Source organism: Agrobacterium sp. NPDC058088 (assembly GCF_042885035.1).
Lineage (GTDB): Bacteria > Pseudomonadota > Alphaproteobacteria > Rhizobiales > Rhizobiaceae > Agrobacterium.
This window is the reverse complement of sequence record NZ_JBHVSU010000002.1, coordinates 755345-773052: the sequence shown is the minus strand read 5'-3', so window position 1 is coordinate 773052 and position 17708 is coordinate 755345. Positions and strand designations below refer to the sequence as shown.

Genomic DNA, 17708 nt, shown 5'->3' with positions numbered 1-17708 from the left:
AGACAACGGCGCTTGCCAAACTGATTCCGAATACCCTCGCAACCCTTTGAAAAGTCAGGACAAGGACATGACAGCGAAGATCTTCATCGATGGCGAACACGGCACCACGGGTCTGCAGATCCGCACGCGCCTTGCCGGTCGCCGCGATATCGAGCTGCTGTCCATTCCTGAAGCCGAGCGTCGCAATGCGGCGATGCGCGAGGATATGCTCAACAATGCCGACATTTCCATCCTCTGCCTGCCGGATGACGCTTCCCGGGAAGCCGTCTCGATGGTGGCCGGCAACAACAATGTCCGCATCATCGATACCTCCACTGCCTATCGCGTCCATCAGGACTGGGCTTACGGCTTTGCCGAAATGGACAAGGACCAGGGCGAAAAGGTTCGTTCCGCCCGCCTCGTCGCCAATCCGGGCTGCTACCCGACCGGCGCGATCGCCCTTCTGCGTCCGCTGCGCGCCGCAGGTCTCCTGCCCGACGGCTATCCGGTCAGCGTCAATGCGGTTTCCGGTTATACCGGCGGTGGCAAGCAGATGATCGCGCAGATGGAAGACCAGAGCCGCGATGACGCGATCAGCGCCAATAATTTCCTCTATGGCCTGACGCTCAAGCACAAGCATGTGCCGGAGATGACCATTCATGGCCAGCTCGACCGTGCGCCGCTGTTTTCGCCCTCCGTCGGTCGTTTCCCGCAGGGAATGATCGTCCAGGTGCCGCTGTTTGCTGCTGACCTCAAGGAAGGCACTGATATCGAAACGATCCACGCGGCGCTGACCGACCACTATGCGGGTCAGGACATCGTCAGCGTCGTACCGCTCGCCGAAAGCAAGGGGCTTTCCCGCATCGATGCCGAAGAACTGGCGGGCAAGGACACGATGAAGCTTTACGTCTTCGGCACGCCGGGCGGCGAGCACATCAATCTCGTGGCGCTGCTCGACAATCTCGGCAAGGGCGCGTCTGGTGCTGCGGTGCAGAATATGGAACTGATGCTCTCCGCATGAGACGTTTCTCATGAATATTGCCACACCCGCTTTTCCGGCCTCGTGGAATATTGAGGCCGCAAAACGCATCGCCGATACACCGGCCGGGGTCGTTTATGAACTGACGCGCAAGGACGGGTCTCTTGCCGTTGCCAAGGTTCTGAAAAAGAAAGTGCTGAAAGACAGCCTTCGCGGGGCGGATTTCATCGAATGGCGCGCGGGGATTGGCTGCGTCGAACTGCTAGACCGTTCCGACAATATTCTGCTGATGGAACATGCCGGCACGGAGACCCTTCGCGACGTGCTGTTCTGCGACGGTAATGACGATGCCACGACGGAAATCGCTGCCGAAGTGCTGCTTCGATATCACCAGCCGTCCGAGCAGCCGCCGCCCTCAAGTCTGCTGACGCTGCCGCTCTATTTCGAAAGCCTGTTCCGCAAGGCGGAACAGGATCGTTCCGACGGCGTGGACAGCATCTATATCGAGGCGGCCACGCTTGCGCAGGAGCTGATCGGCCAACAGCGGGATATCAAGCCGCTGCATGGCGATCTGCACCATGAGAATATCATGCGCAGCGATCGTGGCTGGATCATCATCGATCCGGCCGGCCTGATCGGCGATACGGCATTCGATGTCGCCAACATGTTCTCCAATCCGCTCGACCGTTTCGATCTTACCCGCAGCGAGGCGCGCATTGCCTCCATGGCGGCAATCTTCGCCAAGGCCCTGCAACGGGACGAGCGGCTATTGCTGAAATATGCCTTTGCTTATGGCTGTCTTTCGGCAACTTGGCACGAAGAGGACGACAATGCGGAAGAACGCGACAACGAACTCGCTGTCGCGGCAACCGTCAAGGCCGTCCTGAAACAGTTCTGAGCAGGCTCAGGGAGCCTGACAGACCGTAACTCTAGTCCCTGATTTCGACCGAAACCGGCGCCGGATATTCACCGATGAAACCGCGCCAGTGGGCGACCGCAAAGCCAAGCACGAACAGCGCCATGCCCTGATGGGCGAGCGCGACATGAATATCCACATGCATCAAAAGCGTGGTGATGCCGAGCGCCGCCTGAATGCAGACGAGCACGAAGAACAGCACGGATCGGCGGGCATGCGGTGTATTCGGCAAGGCGCGTGCCATAGACACCATATGCCACAGGGTGGCGGCAAACAGCGTATAGGCGCCGAGGCGGTGGATGAACTGCACCGTCTTCGGATTTTCAAAGAGGTTGATCCACCAGGGCTGCTGCAGGAAAAGATCGCCCGGCACCAACGATCCGTCCATCAGCGGCCAGGTATTATAGGAAAGACCAGCATTCAGCCCCGCCACCAGCGCACCGAGATAAATCTGGAACAGACAGAGCACCGTCAGCAGCGCCGCAAAGCCCCTGCCCGTCCGCTCATTCGCCGCGTCAGGCGAATGATGCGACAGACCGCGCAATATCCACATGCAGCCCGCGAAGATGAGGCAGGCGATCGTCAGATGTGTAGCGAGGCGATATTGCGAAACATCCGTGCGGTTGACGAGGCCTGATGAAACCATCCACCAACCGACAAAACCCTGAAACCCGCCAAGCGCCAGAAGGCCGACCAACGGCAGGCGCAGACGTTTTTCGACCCGGCCGGTGAGCCAGAAGACGGCGAGCGGCAGGGCGAAGACGAGGCCGATGGTACGCGCGAGCAGGCGGTGCGCCCATTCCCACCAGAAAATCGTCTTGAACTCGTCAAGCGACATGCCCTTGTTGATTTCCTGATATTGGGGAATGCGCTTGTAGAGCTGGAATTCCTCCTCCCACTCAGCCACGGAAAGCGGCGGAATGGCGCCGTGGATCGGTTTCCACTCGGTGATTGAGAGGCCGGATTCGGTGAGCCGCGTGGCTCCACCGACGAGAACCAGACAGAAGAGCGTGAAAAGCACGACACGCAGCCAGATGCGCAGCAGGCGGCGGTCCTTATCCTGCTTCTGCAGGGCGGCTTCCACCCCCATGTCCACAGAACCATTTGCCATCGTCATGCTGTTCGAACGCATCTGTCGGGTCTCCATCATACAGCCATGTTGATTACTCCCAACCCGCACCACAAAACAAGGCCTCAGGGTTTGCGGCATGGGGTCGCGGCGTTATAGTCGCAGCCACTTGTTCACTAACGGAAGATTTCATGCATCCTCGCCTCAGATCGCTCATCGGCACCATCGTCATCATCGGCCTCGTCGTCGTCTACGCGGTTGTGGCGACGGCCATTGCTTCGGCGACGCTGGCGCAATCACCGTGGTGGGTGCATCTCGCCTATTTCGTGCTGAGCGGGGTCCTGTGGATCCTGCCGGCAATGCTGATCATCAAATGGATGGCCGGCCCTAAAAAACAGGGCTAAGCACGGGCGGGGACGCGACACCCTGAGGTCGCAATTTTATAAACCGATTGTTTGCCGCTCAACGATATAGTCCGACCGAAACAACCGGAGAGAGTGGATGGTGGCTGAGGGGCCGGTCACAATCAGCGAGGATAAAACGTCGACCGCCGTGAATAACGAGCGGCGGGGTTCTGATCGTCTGGTGATCGATCTCGTCGATGACGCTGCGACCATCCGCTCCGAATGGGAGCAGCTGGAAAACGACCCGCTCAATTCGCTTCATCAGGGTTTCGGCTGGTGCTCCATCTGGGCGCAGACGCAGGAGAGCGCCCTTCTGACCCTGCGCGGCCGGCGGGAGGGGAAAACCATCTTCCTGCTGCCGCTCGAAATCGTGCAGGAAGGCGGTATCCGCAAGGCGCGTTTTCCAGGTGATCGCTTCAACAATATCAATACGGGACTTTTCGAACCGGCATTTGCCGAGCAGGCCGGACAGGAAATCGCTGCGGCGATTGCGCGCGAGGCGCGCAAGCTGCTTGACGGCCGGGCCGATATTCTCGCATTGCAGAATATCCCTTTGATCTGGCGCGGCAGGACCAGCCCGCTCTCCTATCTGGCTTCCGTCGAAAATCAGAACCCGGCCTTCCAGCTCCCCCTGCTCGACAGTTTCGAAGCGACGCTTCGGCAGGTCAATGCAAAGAGACGCCGGAAGAAATTCCGAATCCAGAGCCGCAGGACCGAGGAAATGGGTGGCTACAGCCATGTCATTGCCCGGTCCCCCCAGGAAAAATGCGAATTATTACAGACATTCTTCCGGCAAAAGGCCACCCGCTTTGCCTCTCAGGGCATTCCCGATGTTTTTCGCCAGCAATCGGTGAAAGACTTCTTCTACGATCTGGCCAACTTCCCGGAAACGGGCACGGATACTCTGCTGGAGCTGCATGCCATCCGCCTGCACGGCGCAAATGAAGGCATCATCGCTGCCGTTGCCGGTCTTTCGCGCAAGCAGGACCACGTCATCTGCCAGTTCGGTTCGATCGATGAATCCGTTTCGGAAGTCAGCCCCGGCGAACTGCTGTTCTGGCTGATGATTGAAAGGGCCTGTCGCGAAAAGGCGGCGATTTTCGATTTCGGTGTGGGTGACCAGCTCTACAAACGCAGCTGGTGCCCGCTTTCCACCGTGCAGCACGACATATTCCTGCCGGTAACGTTGAAGGGCCGTGCAGCGGCTTCCGCCTATGTCGCCATCGCCCGCACGAAGAGCCTGATCAAATCCAGTCCGGCGCTCTATGCGCTGATCCAGCGCTTTCGCGCCGGACGGCCAAGGGCGGAGGCTTCGGCCGCCGACTGAAAGGGGTTTCGCGGCCCCTCAGGCGGCGCTCAGATGATCCGGCTTGCGCATGCCGGTCATCGGCAGGGCCTGCTCATAACCCTGAGCCACCAGGTCACCGAGCGTCTTTTCCAGCATCTCGCCATCCTGTCCGGGAACGGAAACAATGATTTCCGCCGGCAGATTGCGCAGCATTTTTTCAAGACTTGCAATCTGCACCGCACCGCATTCAACGAGAACCGTATCGTAGGCGTCGGACAATGCGCCGAGGATCATTGTCAGGCGGTCTATGGCGCGCATGGCTTCACGCGGCTGGGCGTTACCGCGCGGCACGATATGGGCGTCAGATAGCCGGTCTCCGTGAATGGTTTCACCAAAGGCGGCTGCACCGGCCAGAAGGTCCATGACACCGGGAAGCCCGGCCTCTGGCGCCATCAGACGCGTTGGACAGCCGGATGCCGTCATGTCGACAAGAACGACCGACCGGCCCATTTCGGACAAAGCGCGCGCCAGCATCACGGTTGAGGTCGAACCGCTATCACCGGCCGGCGACACGACGGCGGCGACCGGCTTGGCAAGCCGCGTGGTAAGGAAGCCCGCAACGGCATCGATCGAAAAATCATCTGCCGTCTCGACGTCCTCTTCTGCAGTCACCTCTTGCGCGACAGGAACATCTTCCTCTGGCAAGGCCGGTATCGATGCCATGGTCGCGACGGGTATCTGCCGCTGCTCCTCGGTGATCGCGTGGTGCGCCGCGACGGGAATGGCCTGGGAGGCAGGCTGGATTGTCTCGTGACGCTCGGCAACGGGCTGTTCCGGCACGTCCGCGGCCTCATCCGCCTCGACCCGCGCGCGTGCCGGCGGTGGCGGATCGGAGAGCGGCGGAATCTGGCTGCGACCAACTGGCTTCAGAGCCCGGCCGGTGAACAGTTCCACCAGCATGACGACGATGCAGGACAGCAGAAAAGCTGCGAGCGTCACGACGATGGTAATAGCGCCGGTTTTCGGGAAATAGGGTTCACGCGGTTCCACGGCCGCCGAAATGACACGCGCATCGGCCGGCGTGGAATCCACCGAACCTGCACGCGACGTCGCTTCACGGTAACGGGCGAGATAGGTCTCGAGAAGCTGGCGCTGGGCCGAAGCCTCGCGCTCAAGATCGTTGAGGCCCACCTGCTGTTCGCCGGCGCGCACGCTTTCCGATTTCAGAACGTTTAACTGCTGGACGAGTTGCTGCTCGCGCAGGCGCGACACATTCGCCTCGTTTTCAAGGCTTGCGAGCACCTTGCGGGTCTCTTCCTGAATCTGCCGCTCGATGCCGGTCAGCTGGTTGCGCAGCGCTCGGATGCGCGGATGTCCTTCCAGCAACGAAGAGGTCAGATCGGAAATCTGGCTGCGGATCGTCGTTTCGTTTTCCTTCAGCCTCTGGATCGTCGGGGAGGCGACGACATCGGGGAAGGTATCGAGCGCGCGGCCTCTTGCCAGAGCATTGCGCACACCTTCGGCCCGCGCTTCCGCATTGGCGCGCTCGCCACGGATACGGCCAAGTTCGGTGGAAATATCGCTGAGCTGGCGGGTGGCAAGCGTTTCGCCCTGCCCGGCCGAAAGAAGATCGGAGGAGGCGCGGTAGTCCGCGACCTTCCTGTCGGCGTCACGCACCTTTTCGCGCAGATTGGCGATTTCCGGCTCCAGCCAGCGTGCCGCTTCCGTGCTGGTATCCAGCTTCGCGCCGCTTTGCAGCGCAATATAGGCCTTCATCATCGCATTGGGGATGGCGGCGGCGAGCTTCGGATCCTTTGAGGAGAATTCGACCGTGATGACGCGCGAGCTTTCGACCTGATAGACCTGCAACTTCTCCCGGAAGGCCGTCAGCACCCGCTCCTCGGGCAGGACCTGCAGCGGATCTTTCTTGAGGCCAACAGCGACAAGCAACTTCGAGACAAAGGAAGGATGGGCTTCCGGATCGAACTCATCAAGCTCATAAAGCTTCATGTCCTTCGCCACCTGCTTGATGAGGTCGACCGATTGCAGGATCTGGACCTGGCTGGAAACGGTCAATTCATCAAGCACGGGTTCGGCGGGCGCATTGGACTGCTGAGACGCGCCGAAGGAGGCGGCTCGTGACTCGATTAGCACGCGCGCCTCACCCTTGTAGGCTGGTGACATCATGCTGGCGATCACGAAGGCGCAGCCACCGGCGAGAAGCGTGATAGCCGCGATCCGCCCCCTGCGCCGCCATATGGCTGCAACAAGCTGCGCAAGATCGATATCCACATCCCTGTCGTCAATGCGATCGCCGTTCATGCGAACTCCGTAACCGAGACAAACCTCGGGCGCTCAAATATAGATGGCCAATTTTCGCGAAGTTTAAGTCTTGCCGGTAACACAACCGTTAATCTCGGAGAATCCGCTAAAATAAAACCGATATTGCCATCGCTCGCGTCAGACGTTTACCGGCCATTAACCCTAACAGAACGATAATAATGGTCAAAGATCGACTCGGAGCCAGATGAGATGCCGCTCGCCGGATCACGACATGTCACCGCACTGACGCTTGCCGTTTTAACGGCCCTTTCCGGTTGCGCGGCATATCAACCCGCACCGCGCTCATTTAATGAGGCCGCGCTGCAACCCTATCACGTCGATAGTGGCGACAGGCTGCGTATCAATGTTTTCGAACAGGCTGGGCTGACCAATACCTATACCGTCGATCAGGCCGGCTACATCGCCTTCCCGCTTGTCGGCCAGGTTCCCGCGCGTGGCAAGACGTTGCCGCAGCTCGAAGCCGCCATCGCCGCGAAGCTACGGCAGGGCTATCTGCGCGATCCCGACGTGACCATCGAAATCGACCGTTATCGTCCCGTTTTCATCATGGGTGAAGTCAGTCGTCCCGGTCAATATTCCTATGTACCGGGCATGACGGCGCAAAACGCCATTGCCATCGCTGGCGGCTTTACCCCGCGCGCCAACCAGGCTGACGTGGACATTACCCGCAAGATCAATACCGAGGTGATGACCGGTCGGATCGGGATATCTGCCCCCATTCTGGCGGGCGATACCGTCTATGTACGCGAACGCTTCTTCTGAAAACGGAGCGGTGAACGTGTCGGATGACGGCCCTCCCCTGCGCATCATTCATTGTTTCCGCTCACCCGTGGGCGGCGTTTTCCGCCATGTGCGCGATCTGATCGAGGAACATGTCAAGCAGGGCCACAAAGTCGGCATCGTCTGCGACAGCTCCACCGGCGGAGCGCATGAAGAGCGGCTTTTCGCGCAGATCACGCCGATGCTGGAGCTTGGTCTCACCCGCCTGCCCATCCGGCGGTCGATCAACCCCGGCGACCTCATGGCGCTGTGGAGATCCTACAAGCACATTAAAAGTTTGCGGCCGGACATTCTGCACGGGCACAGCGCCAAGGGTGGCGCTCTTGCCCGGCTGATCGGCTCACTCCTGCGGGCGAACAGGTATCGCGTAGCCCGCCTCTATTCACCGCATGGCGGCAGCCTGCATTATGCCCGAAACAGCCTGAAGGGGCAGTTCTTCCTGCGGCTGGAGCGGTTTCAGGAGCATTTCACCGATGCGCTCTGTTTCGTCTGCAATTTCGAGCAGGCGACTTACGAAGCCAAGGTCGGCAAGCCGCGCACGCGCACCGCGATGATCTATAACGGCGTCCAGGAAAGCGAATTCCAAATCGTCCCTCCCCGCAAAGGCGCTGCCCGTTTTCTCTATATCGGCATGCTGCGCGACCTCAAGGGACCCGATGTCTTCATCAGGGCCTTCGCGAAAATGGAACGCAGCATCGGCCAGCCCATGTCCGGCGTCATCGTCGGCGATGGACCAGACAGGGACAAATATGCGGCGATGATCGACACGGCCGGGCTTTCCCGGAGGATTTCCATGCATGCCGCCATGCCCGCCAGACAGGCCTTCGAACTCGCCACCACGGTGGTGGTGCCCTCGCGCGCCGAAGCCATGCCCTATATCGTTCTGGAAGCGCTGGCGGCGGGCAAAACCGTCATCGCCTCGCATGTCGGCGGCATTCCCGAAGTTCTTGGAGAGGATAGCGAGGCGCTTGTCCCGGCCGGCGACGCCGATGCCCTGGCGCGCGTCATGGTCAAGGATGCGGAGGATGCCGACTGGGCGCAACGGGTCATGCCCCGCCCCGACAGTTTCAAGGCGAAATTTTCAACCCCAGTCATGGCCGATGAGATGATGAAACTCTATCGTGACCTGCTAACGACCTAAACCCATTTTAAAAACACGATTTTTAATTGTATATTCCAGCCGTCCTGTAGAAACTCATCATAAACGTTTCTTAGCATGTTTCGGCTAGTTTCCAGCTCGTAGAGGCCCTTGCGTCCATCCAGGCTGATTGGGAGGCTCTACCACTTTGAAGTTGCGTATCGTCCGGTGGAAAATCGAATACGACTTTCGGCCAGATGCGCTTGATGGTGCGGACCAAAGCAATGACCAAGACTGACAAGGACAGACAGCAATTCGATCTGGCGTCATTGCGCAAGAAACTCTCCGACTACGAATCCGGAGGGGCTGCGGCATCCGAAACCGTCGTTCTCAATCCGCTCGCACGGCAGATCGCCAACCAGCTTCGCGGCGGCAATCATTCGCCCAACATGGTGATCGGGCAGTTGCGGCTGCTCGAATTCACGATGCTCGTGGTCATAGCTGCCATCGTCAACGGTATTGCAGCCGATCGCGGCCTTGAAATCTTTCTAAAGGCTTTCAGCGGCGGCGTGCTGGGTGCGGCACTCAGCGTCTTCCTGCTGCAGGCGGGTGATTGCTATCAGTTGCCGACGTTGCGCACACCAATGAAAATGTTCGCCCGCATTCAGGGCGCCGTCTGTCTCTCCTTCGTGGGAATTGCCTGCTTCCTTCTCATTTTCTTTCCCGAAACGCTGCATTCCTGGCAGGCTTTCGCCATCTGGTATGCAACGGGGGCGATCGCGATTTTCGCCGGACGGCTGATCCTCGGCTTTGCCATTCGCCACTGGGGCCGCAACGGCGTCATGGAACGCCGCGCCGTCATCGTCGGCGGCGGCGATGCCGCAAGGGACCTGATCCGTTCGCTGGAGCAGCAGTCCGACAATGATATCCGCATCTGCGGCATTTTCGACGACCGGAAAGGCGATCGGTCTCCCGAGGTCGTCGCCGGTTATCCGAAGCTCGGCACCTTTGCGGAGCTGGTGGAATTTGCCCGCCTGACGAAGCTCGACATGCTGATCATCGCTCTGCCGCTCAGCGCGGAAGCGCGCATTCTCCAGCTTCTGCGCAAGCTGTGGGTGCTGCCGGTCGATATCCGCATCGCTGCCCATGCCAATAAATTGCGTTTCCGCCCGCGCGCCTATTCCCATGTCGGCAATGTGCCGATGCTGGATGTGTTCGACAAGCCGATCCGCGACTGGGATTCGGTGGCGAAACGGCTGTTCGACATCACCTTCAGCCTTCTTGGGATCGCTCTTTTCTGGCCGGTGATGCTGGCTGCGGGAATTGCCGTGAAGGCGACCTCCAAAGGCCCGGTCCTTTTCAAGCAGAAGCGCCACGGCTTCAACAATGAAACGATCAACGTCTGGAAGTTCCGTTCCATGTATACGGAACTCAGCGATCCCACAGCTAAAAAGGCGGTGACGAAAAACGATCCGCGCGTCACACCGGTCGGCCGTTTCCTGCGCAAATCCTCTATGGACGAGCTGCCGCAGTTGTTCAACGTTCTCTATGGCGATCTCTCCCTCGTCGGGCCGCGCCCGCATGCCGTCCATGCCCAGACCGGCGACCTGAAATATACCGAGGTGGTGGAGCATTATTTCGCACGCCACAAGGTCAAGCCCGGCGTCACCGGCTGGGCGCAGATCAACGGCTGGCGCGGCGAGATCGACCACGGCGACAAGATCAAGTTCCGGACCGAATATGATCTCTATTACATCGAGAACTGGTCGCTGTTTCTCGATTTGAAGATCCTGTTCCTCACGCCGATCCGGCTGCTCAAATCGGAAAACGCCTATTGACCCACACCGGTTACCAGCACGCGGCGGATTTTGATGCACCTTTGGCCACCATGCGGATCATCGGCGCGTTCTTCATCGCGTTTGGCGTGTTCCTCTCCGGTTTCGTGATTTCCGAACCGGCGCCTTACGAATTGATGATGGTGGGACAGGTGGCCTTGTGGTTCCTGCTCGGCCTTCGCCTTTCGCGCACTGTCGTCCTGCTTTTATGTCTGCTGCTTGCCTTCAACGTCGGCGGTTATCTTTCGCTCACCACCATGGCCGATCTGGACGAAGGACCGCTTTATCTCGCCGTCTCGACCTTTCTGGCGCTGACCTCGGTATTTTATGCGGCAATCGTTGAAGACAAATATCAGCGGCTATTGTTGATTTTCCGCGCCTGGCTCGCCGCAGCGCTCATCACCTCACTGCTCGGCATCATCGGATATTTCCATGCTATTCCGGGTTTCGAGGTCTTTACCCTCTATGATCGCGCCAAGGGCGCATTTCAGGACCCGAACGTCTTCGGTCCCTTCCTGGTGACACCCTCGCTTTATCTGATCTACGGCCTCCTCACCGGCAAGGCGATGCATGCGCCTTTACGGATCGTCGGGCTGCTCATCCTGTCGCTCGGCATTTTTCTGTCATTCTCGCGCGCGGCCTGGGGCCTGTTTCTGTTCGCCACCATTCTCCTCGTTTTCGTCATGCTGCTGAAGGAACGAACGGCCGCCTTTCGTCTGAAGATACTCGTCTTGTTTCTAGTCGCCGCGGGCCTCATGGTCGCGGCTGTTATCATCGCGCTGCAGTTCAAACAGGTGGCCGATCTGTTCCTTAGCCGCGCCTCTGCGGTGCAATCTTATGATGGTGGGCATCTTGGGCGTTTTGCGCGCCACTATCTTGGCTTCCTGCTCGCCATGGAACATCCGCTCGGCATTGGACCGATGGTGTTCGACAATATCTTTCCCGCAGCCGAACATAATATCTGGCTGAAAAGCCTGACCACGCATGGGTGGTTTGGTTTCGTCATTTATCTTACCCTCATCTGCTGGACGATTGCCGCCGGTTTCAGACATCTGCTGCGGCCACGTCCCTGGCAGTCTTTCCTGATCATTTCCTGGGTGACCTTCGTTGGACATGTGATGATCGGCGCCGTTATCGATACCGACCACTGGCGGCATTTCTTCCTGCTGCTCGGCATATTGTGGGGCTGCATGGCGCTGGAAAAACGCGAAAGCCTGCGGCGGCGCGCACGCACCGCGTAAAGACCTACCCTTACGGAACCTTACACCATTTCATGCGTTTAGCCCCCGATTCTGATTGTCAAACGGGGAGACATCTTATGACGCAGACCAACAATCTCTATCTCATCATTGGCGCGCTTCTGGTGGTTCTTGTCGGCCTTGGAGCCTATGTCTGGCACGAGGAAAGCAAGCCCAAGGGTATCGAGATGAATATCGGCCCGAACGGCGTCTCCGTTCAGGAAAACTGATCCGCAAGCGTCGCGCAAAGTCCGACCATTAAGACCGGGTGTATCCCAAGCCGAAAGCTGGCCTGGATGTACCCGGTCTTCTTATGAAAGGAGACGAAAGGCGGGATTGATCGCCGCCGAGCCGGTCCGGTACGAATGACGCGTATCGCCCGATGATGGAAACAGTTTGCGCTATGGTCTCCTCCATTGACCTTTCCACCCGCCTCACCGCCACCAGACTGGCCCTCAAGGCCATCAAGGAACAGGAAGACAACTCCGCCACGCAATCATCTTCCACGCGGGCGGCTCTCCTCGGCTCCTATGGGCTCGATAGTTCCTCTTCCACCAATACCAGGCTGACGCAGCTTCTGGCGCAATATGGCCAGACATCCGACGAGGACACCCAGACCGACGGTACGGATACGCAGCCTTCCTCAGGCGACATCACCAAAGCCGATTTCATGAAAGGGCTGAAGGAGATGCTGGAGGCGCTGAGCAAGGATCCAGACAAGGCATCGCAGGCCAACGCCATGCTGGAGGCCTTGAAGACCGGCACGCTCACCGTCTCCGATCCCTCGGAAGGCGCACAAATCAAGGCCTGGGATGTGGCATCCGATACAAAAGCCACCTCTAAGCCTTCGACGCAGATCACCATGACGGGCTGGAGCGACTTTCTGAAGGAACATTTGAAACGCGACGGCTCGGCCTATATGAAGGGCGCCAGCGGTGCTTATGTCGACACCATTTCCGGTGACAATGCGTTTTTCGGCAGCGTCGGCAGCCGCTATTATTATCTCACCTGGCCGCAGGCGAAAGACGGCAGCCTTACCGTCTAATCCACGGCTGCGATGTCGCCGGTTGGGTTGCTGCGGCACGAACCATGCCGCAGCGCTGCTATCGTTTAGGCGGCTGGCGCGGCAGCAGGCTCGCCTCCGCCGGAGAGGGCCTTTTGCAGCTGTGCTTCCTGCTCCGGCGACAGCGAGGTCTTGATGACACGCCCGCGCAGGCCGTCCAGTTCCGCCAGCACCTTTTCCGGCTGCACCTTGCGGATCAGCACGAAGAGTGCCGAAGAGCCATTGGGAATAGTCTCACCCAGCGACTTGATGAAATCGTCATCGATGCCAAAATCCGTGAGCGACCCCGCCAGCGCACCCGTTCCAGCGCCAATCGCTCCACCAATGGCAAAGCCCGCCAGCGGATTGAGGAACAGCAGACCCACAAGACCACCCCACAGACCGCCGGACAGGAAACCGGAACTTGCGCCGATAGCCGTCAGATTGACACTCTGCTTCAGATGCACCTTGCCATCCTCATCACGGACGACGACCACGGCATCCTCCAGATCGACAAGATATTCCTTTTTCAGACCTGCAAGCTTCAGAAGGACCCGATCGGCCTCTTCCGTTCCGTCAAAACCAACAACGACGAGTTCGGACATGGTTGTCTCCCTGAGTTTCAATTCCGCTGCGATTGAACGCCGAAGAAGGCGGCTTGTTCCGGCCATGATGGAAAGAGGATATGTCATGCGTTTGACGGCGGCTCAGCCAAGGGGCCTGTTGCCCTTTTCAGCCCTCCCCGCCATCCACACCCTTTGTTCCTTTTTTTATGAAAAGACCATTTTCCACTTGCGCCCTAACAGGCTTATATATAAACGGCTTTCAGGTTCGGAGCGTAGCGCAGCCCGGTAGCGCACTTGACTGGGGGTCAAGGGGTCGTGGGTTCGAATCCCGCCGCTCCGACCATTAAAATCAGATAGATAGCCAGTTCCCCCAGAGCTGGCTATATTTGTTTCAGCTATCTGTAGCTGGCGCCATGCGCGGATTAAAAGACCCATTTCGGGTGTGCGTTTTTCCAGGCTTTGATAATCAGGTGTGCTGAGATGGCAAAAAAACCAAAAATAGAACACTCCGAATTCGCGGGCGAGTTTGAGGACGAGGGCATCACCGTTCTCGTTGATATTTATCGGCCCGCAGGCACCCAGCAAGACTGGACACTCGAGGTTATCAGCGAACACGACGACGTCACCACCTGGGACGAGCCTTTCGCGACCGACAAGGACGCCTGGGAAGAATTTCTGGCCACCTGCGAGAAAGACGGAATTCGCAGCTTTCTGGACGGCGAGGATCCATCGGTTCATTGACCGGCGGCTCGGCGGCACCAAACCTGGCGGCCCTCGGCTTGATTCCCGCTCCGGCCATTGGCTCCACGGGCTGTTTTTTGCCTGGACGCTCTCGGGCTAAATTCCCTAAAACATAAACTCGATCTGAACGTGGCCGACCGTCGAGCGGCGGCGTATATTGCCTTGTTGACTCTCTGCTAAAATTAGAACATTTAGTGAACAAAAGAGAGGTCACCCAATATGTCCGACGCTGAAAAAATCATCCCCATCAGGCCTGACGACATCGCGGGATACGTTATCCAATGTCACGATGGCGACGCAAAAGCGGCTGTCGAAGCCCTTCTCGGCGAAATCGAGCATTTGCAGGAACAGCTTTCCCTGGCGGTCGCCATCATGGGAAAGGGATACACGCGCGGATGGACGCCGGATATCGGACGCGATTGAGCCGACGGCTTCCACTCCACAAGCCGTATTCGATGCAGCTTGTGGAGCGCAAGAAAACTGGCGCAGCAATCAGCCCTTGTCCGCCAGCTGACCGATTTCGCGGTCGATCAGGTAAAGCGCATTGGGGCCGTCGCCGATCAGCTCAATCTTGCCTAGTATGGTGCGGCAAAGGCTGTCTTCCTCATGCTGCTCATCCACGAACCATTGCAGGAATGAGGTTGTGGCGTGGTCTTTTTCCACGTGGGCAAGATCGACTGCCGCGTTGATGGCGGCGGTGACGCGGGACTCGTGCTCCGTCACGATGGTGAACAGCCCCTTGATGTCGTTTGCCGTGACCTGCGGCGTCGGCAGTTCGGAAAAGGTGACGCGTGCGCCAAGATCGTTCAGAAAGCCGAAGATGCGGTGCATGTGCTCCAGCTCTTCCGCCGCGTGGCCGAGCAGGAATTTATAGCAACCGTCGAGATTGCGTTCCGCCGCCCATGCGGCCGCCTGAAGATAGGCGTGATGGGCGCGCAGCTCGCCATTGAGGAGATCGTTCAACGTCGTTTCGATCACTTTGTTTGCCATGGTTTCATCCTTGGTTTCGGGTTGAAGAAGCGGGTTTGCGGTGCGGATTGGTGCGGCCTGAAAGGCGGGGCGTTATTGTGCGGGCGTCACCTGCCCCAGCCCCGCCTCCAGCCTTTCGCTCTTCATGACGAGCTTGGGCCGCAGCTTCTCGGCCTTTTGTCTGACGGCTTCGAGATTGACGGGCTTGCCGACCTGAATGATACCGATCATCGCCATCATCAGATGCGGCGGGCAATAATAGAGATAGACACCCTCCTTCTCGACGGTGACGGTGAAAGCCTCATCGAGCTTGCTTTTCCAGGGGCTAACGCCTTCCGGAACCGCATAGGACTGCACATAGTGGCTGGAATTTTGCGGCACGAAGGTAATGGTGTCGCCCGGCTCCGCCTTCACATAGGAAGGCTCGAACACCATGCCGCCCTCCTTGCCGTAATTGAGCATCAGGATCTTGTGTTCTAAGGAAAGGGATGGCGTGGCGGGCAGGATTACGGCCAAAGCCGTGGCAAGCGTCATCAAAAATCGTTTCATGCAATTATTCCTTCAAGGGTTTTGAAATGTTCGAGCGGCGGGTCGCCCGCCGGCTGGATGACGGGATTGCCGCGCCGGTCGCGCAACACCTCCACGGCAACGCCATAGGTCTCGGAAATGAGCTTCGGCGTGACGATATCGCCCGGTGCGCCAGTCGCCTTCAGCACGCCATCCGAAATCACCAGCAGGTTGTCGGCATATTGGCAGGCCAGGTTGAGATCATGCAGCACAACAAGCGTCACCCGGCCATTAGCGCAGGTTTCCTGCCGCACCAGATTGAGAAGCGCCACCTGATGCTTGAGGTCCAGCGCGCTGACCGGCTCATCGAGCAGCATCGCCTGCGGCTCACGCATCAGAACCTGCGCAAAAAGCGCCATCTGCCGTTGCCCGCCGCTGAGCGAGGCGATCTCCCTGCCCGCCAGATGGGCTATTCCGGCCTGATGCAGGCGTGTCATCGCCAGATCGAGCGTTTCGTCGTCGATATGAAGCGAAAGCCGGCCGAAGCGGCCGAGCGCCACCACCTCCAGCACACTGAGCGCTATATCGGCGGCCGTGTCCTGCGGCATATAGGCGAAGCGATCCCGCCAGTCCCTTCTGTGCCGCCCTGCCCTTTCCCCGGCCTGAAGGCGACGATCGCCGAGGCTGATCGCGCCGGCGGCGAGCGGCAGGTCGCCGAAGATCGCTCTGAGAAGCGTCGTCTTGCCCGTTCCGTTTGGGCCGATGACGGCGTGGATTTGCCCGGATTCCAGGCGTGCCGAGAGGTCTCCCACAATTACCTGCCCGCCCCGTTCGATGGAAATATTATCCAGAACCATCATCGGCCGCGCCTCTTCGCAGCGAAAATCAGCCACAGGAGAAACGGCACGCCGACAATGGCGGTGACGATGCCGACCGGGAACAGAGCGCCAGGAATGATCGATTTGGAGAGAATCGAGGCTGCCGAAAGCATCAGCGCGCCGCTCAGTACCGACATGGGCAAAAAGAAGCGCTGATCCTCGCCCACCGTCATACGGGCGATATGCGGTGCGACCAGCCCGATGAAACCGATGACCCCGACAAAACTCGTGGCCGTCGCTGTCATGATGGCGACGATGATGAGAACCTTCATGCGCAGCCGGCGGACATTGATGCCGAGGCTGGCTGCCCGCATTTCCCCCATCCTCAGCGCCGTCAGTTTCCAGCAATCCGCCATTAGCATGGCGCAGCAGAAGGCGGTGACGGCGGCTGTCAAACCAAGCGTTGGCCAAGTCGCCTTGGTCAGGCTGCCGAACAGCCAGAAAAGAATCTGCTGCGACAGTTCCGGCGAGGACAGGAACTGGATGAGCGACAGCAGCGACTGAAACAGAAAAAGAAGTGCGATGCCGCCGAGAATGATGGTTTCGGCCGTCATCTGACGCATGGAGGCCAGCATGAAAAGGAAAAGCGCGGCGAGCATGGAAAATACGAAAGCGCCGAGCGGAACGGCAATCATGGCATCCAGCCCGAGACCGCCGAGCGAAAGCACCAGCGCGGCGCCAAAGCCCGCCGCAGCCGCCATGCCGAGCGTATAGGGGCTCGCCATGGGATTATTCAGCAAGGTCTGCATCTGCGCGCCGCCGGCGCCGAGCGCCGCTCCGACGGCAAGCGCCATCAGCGCCATGGGCAGGCGAAGGCCGCGCACGATGGAATCGGTCATCGTCGCCCGTTCGCCAAGGCCGGTCAGCGACTTCACCACTTCAGCGGGCGACAGCAGCGAGGGACCGGTGGCGATATCGAGAACGAGGCTTACCGCCATCAGCACGAAAAAGACCAAGACGACGCGCCAGCGACGACGTTCACGCAGCCGGTGCGTACCGATGGCTTCGGCATTGCGGGCGGCAATTGTCATGGAAAACCTGTTTGAAAAAGACGATGAAAAACGGACGCCGTGCAGTGGCGTCCGCGGAATTTAAC

The 17708-nt window shown here is 59.1% G+C and carries 19 protein-coding genes and 1 tRNA gene; 13 read left to right on the top strand and 7 right to left on the bottom strand.

Annotated features, from left to right (window positions below):
* Positions 1 to 67: 67 nt before the first annotated feature.
* Together argC and ACFVTJ_RS09140 are read left to right on the top strand one after the other, a co-directional pair.
* Positions 68 to 1000, top strand: a complete 933-nt coding sequence (gene argC, locus ACFVTJ_RS09145; protein WP_386906552.1) for an N-acetyl-gamma-glutamyl-phosphate reductase — start codon at positions 68 to 70, stop codon at positions 998 to 1000.
* 10 nt (positions 1001 to 1010) lie between these two features.
* Positions 1011 to 1856, top strand: a complete 846-nt coding sequence (locus ACFVTJ_RS09140; protein WP_386906551.1) for an aminoglycoside phosphotransferase family protein — start codon at positions 1011 to 1013, stop codon at positions 1854 to 1856.
* A 31-nt stretch (positions 1857 to 1887) separates the two neighbouring features.
* Here ACFVTJ_RS09140 and ACFVTJ_RS09135 read toward each other — a convergent pair whose 3' ends face one another.
* Positions 1888 to 2991: a COX15/CtaA family protein gene (locus tag ACFVTJ_RS09135; protein WP_386906923.1), complete on the bottom strand. Its 1104-nt coding sequence runs from the start codon at positions 2989 to 2991 to the stop codon at positions 1888 to 1890.
* Positions 2992 to 3134: 143 nt separating this feature from the next.
* Here ACFVTJ_RS09135 and ACFVTJ_RS09130 point away from each other — a divergent pair, with 143 nt between their 5' ends.
* Entirely contained in the window at positions 3135 to 3347 is a 213-nt protein-coding gene (locus ACFVTJ_RS09130; RefSeq protein ID WP_386906549.1) for a DUF2842 domain-containing protein, read from the top strand.
* 97 nt (positions 3348 to 3444) lie between these two features.
* Positions 3445 to 4674, top strand: coding sequence for a polysaccharide biosynthesis GNAT family N-acetyltransferase UppA (uppA, locus tag ACFVTJ_RS09125; protein ID WP_386906547.1), 1230 nt, complete (start codon positions 3445 to 3447; stop codon positions 4672 to 4674).
* Between the two features lie 18 nt (positions 4675 to 4692).
* Here the strand turns inward: uppA and uppB are convergent, their stop codons facing one another.
* Positions 4693 to 6957 carry a polysaccharide biosynthesis protein UppB gene (gene uppB, locus ACFVTJ_RS09120; RefSeq protein WP_386906546.1) on the bottom strand — a complete coding sequence of 755 codons (2265 nt, stop codon included), beginning with the start codon at positions 6955 to 6957 and terminating at the stop codon, positions 4693 to 4695.
* Between the two features lie 210 nt (positions 6958 to 7167).
* Here uppB and uppC point away from each other — a divergent pair, with 210 nt between their 5' ends.
* The 6 genes from uppC (at position 7168) to ACFVTJ_RS09090 (ending at position 12954) form a co-directional block, all read left to right on the top strand.
* Complete coding sequence (gene uppC, locus ACFVTJ_RS09115) at positions 7168 to 7740, top strand: polysaccharide export protein UppC (RefSeq protein WP_386906544.1); 573 nt, start codon at positions 7168 to 7170, stop codon at positions 7738 to 7740.
* A 16-nt stretch (positions 7741 to 7756) separates the two neighbouring features.
* Positions 7757 to 8899, top strand: a complete 1143-nt coding sequence (uppD, locus tag ACFVTJ_RS09110; protein ID WP_386906542.1) for a polysaccharide biosynthesis type 4 glycosyltransferase UppD — start codon at positions 7757 to 7759, stop codon at positions 8897 to 8899.
* A 221-nt stretch (positions 8900 to 9120) separates the two neighbouring features.
* Positions 9121 to 10674 carry a polysaccharide biosynthesis glycosyltransferase UppE gene (uppE, locus tag ACFVTJ_RS09105; RefSeq protein WP_386906540.1) on the top strand — a complete coding sequence of 518 codons (1554 nt, stop codon included), beginning with the start codon at positions 9121 to 9123 and terminating at the stop codon, positions 10672 to 10674.
* Positions 10671 to 11912, top strand: a complete 1242-nt coding sequence (gene uppF, locus ACFVTJ_RS09100; RefSeq protein ID WP_386906538.1) for a polysaccharide biosynthesis O-antigen ligase family protein UppF — start codon at positions 10671 to 10673, stop codon at positions 11910 to 11912. The genes uppE and uppF overlap by 4 nt, the downstream gene beginning before the upstream one ends.
* Positions 11913 to 11989: 77 nt before the next feature.
* Positions 11990 to 12139: a hypothetical protein gene (locus ACFVTJ_RS09095; protein WP_003496532.1), complete on the top strand. Its 150-nt coding sequence runs from the start codon at positions 11990 to 11992 to the stop codon at positions 12137 to 12139.
* A gap of 173 nt (positions 12140 to 12312) precedes the next feature.
* Entirely contained in the window at positions 12313 to 12954 is a 642-nt protein-coding gene (locus ACFVTJ_RS09090; protein WP_386906921.1) for a hypothetical protein, read from the top strand.
* 65 nt (positions 12955 to 13019) lie between these two features.
* Here ACFVTJ_RS09090 and ACFVTJ_RS09085 read toward each other — a convergent pair whose 3' ends face one another.
* The gene (locus tag ACFVTJ_RS09085; protein WP_386906535.1) at positions 13020 to 13556 is read right to left on the bottom strand and encodes a DUF1269 domain-containing protein; all 537 of its coding nucleotides are present in this window, start codon (positions 13554 to 13556) and stop codon (positions 13020 to 13022) included.
* Between the two features lie 227 nt (positions 13557 to 13783).
* On the opposite strand from ACFVTJ_RS09085, the gene ACFVTJ_RS09080 reads away from it, so the two are divergent.
* The 3 genes from ACFVTJ_RS09080 to ACFVTJ_RS09070 all read left to right on the top strand — a co-directional run bounded on the left by ACFVTJ_RS09080 (position 13784) and on the right by ACFVTJ_RS09070 (position 14681).
* Positions 13784 to 13860: transfer RNA gene (locus ACFVTJ_RS09080), tRNA-Pro, on the top strand.
* Between the two features lie 137 nt (positions 13861 to 13997).
* Entirely contained in the window at positions 13998 to 14258 is a 261-nt protein-coding gene (locus ACFVTJ_RS09075; protein WP_386906533.1) for a hypothetical protein, read from the top strand.
* A gap of 219 nt (positions 14259 to 14477) precedes the next feature.
* Positions 14478 to 14681 carry a hypothetical protein gene (locus ACFVTJ_RS09070; protein ID WP_386906531.1) on the top strand — a complete coding sequence of 68 codons (204 nt, stop codon included), beginning with the start codon at positions 14478 to 14480 and terminating at the stop codon, positions 14679 to 14681.
* A gap of 69 nt (positions 14682 to 14750) precedes the next feature.
* On the opposite strand, the gene ACFVTJ_RS09065 is transcribed toward ACFVTJ_RS09070, so the two are convergent.
* The 4 genes from ACFVTJ_RS09065 to ACFVTJ_RS09050 form a co-directional block, all read right to left on the bottom strand.
* The gene (locus tag ACFVTJ_RS09065; protein ID WP_386906529.1) at positions 14751 to 15248 is read right to left on the bottom strand and encodes a ferritin; all 498 of its coding nucleotides are present in this window, start codon (positions 15246 to 15248) and stop codon (positions 14751 to 14753) included.
* A gap of 72 nt (positions 15249 to 15320) precedes the next feature.
* A complete protein-coding gene (locus ACFVTJ_RS09060; RefSeq protein WP_386906527.1) occupies positions 15321 to 15776 on the bottom strand; it encodes a pseudoazurin in 456 nt (151 codons plus the stop codon).
* Entirely contained in the window at positions 15773 to 16594 is an 822-nt protein-coding gene (locus ACFVTJ_RS09055; protein WP_386906525.1) for an ABC transporter ATP-binding protein, read from the bottom strand. Before ACFVTJ_RS09055 ends, ACFVTJ_RS09060 begins: the two co-directional genes overlap by 4 nt.
* Positions 16591 to 17643 (bottom strand): FecCD family ABC transporter permease, encoded by a 1053-nt coding sequence (locus tag ACFVTJ_RS09050; RefSeq protein WP_386906523.1) that lies wholly within the window; start codon positions 17641 to 17643, stop codon positions 16591 to 16593. The genes ACFVTJ_RS09055 and ACFVTJ_RS09050 overlap by 4 nt, the downstream gene beginning before the upstream one ends.
* Between the last annotated feature and the right edge of the window lie 65 nt (positions 17644 to 17708).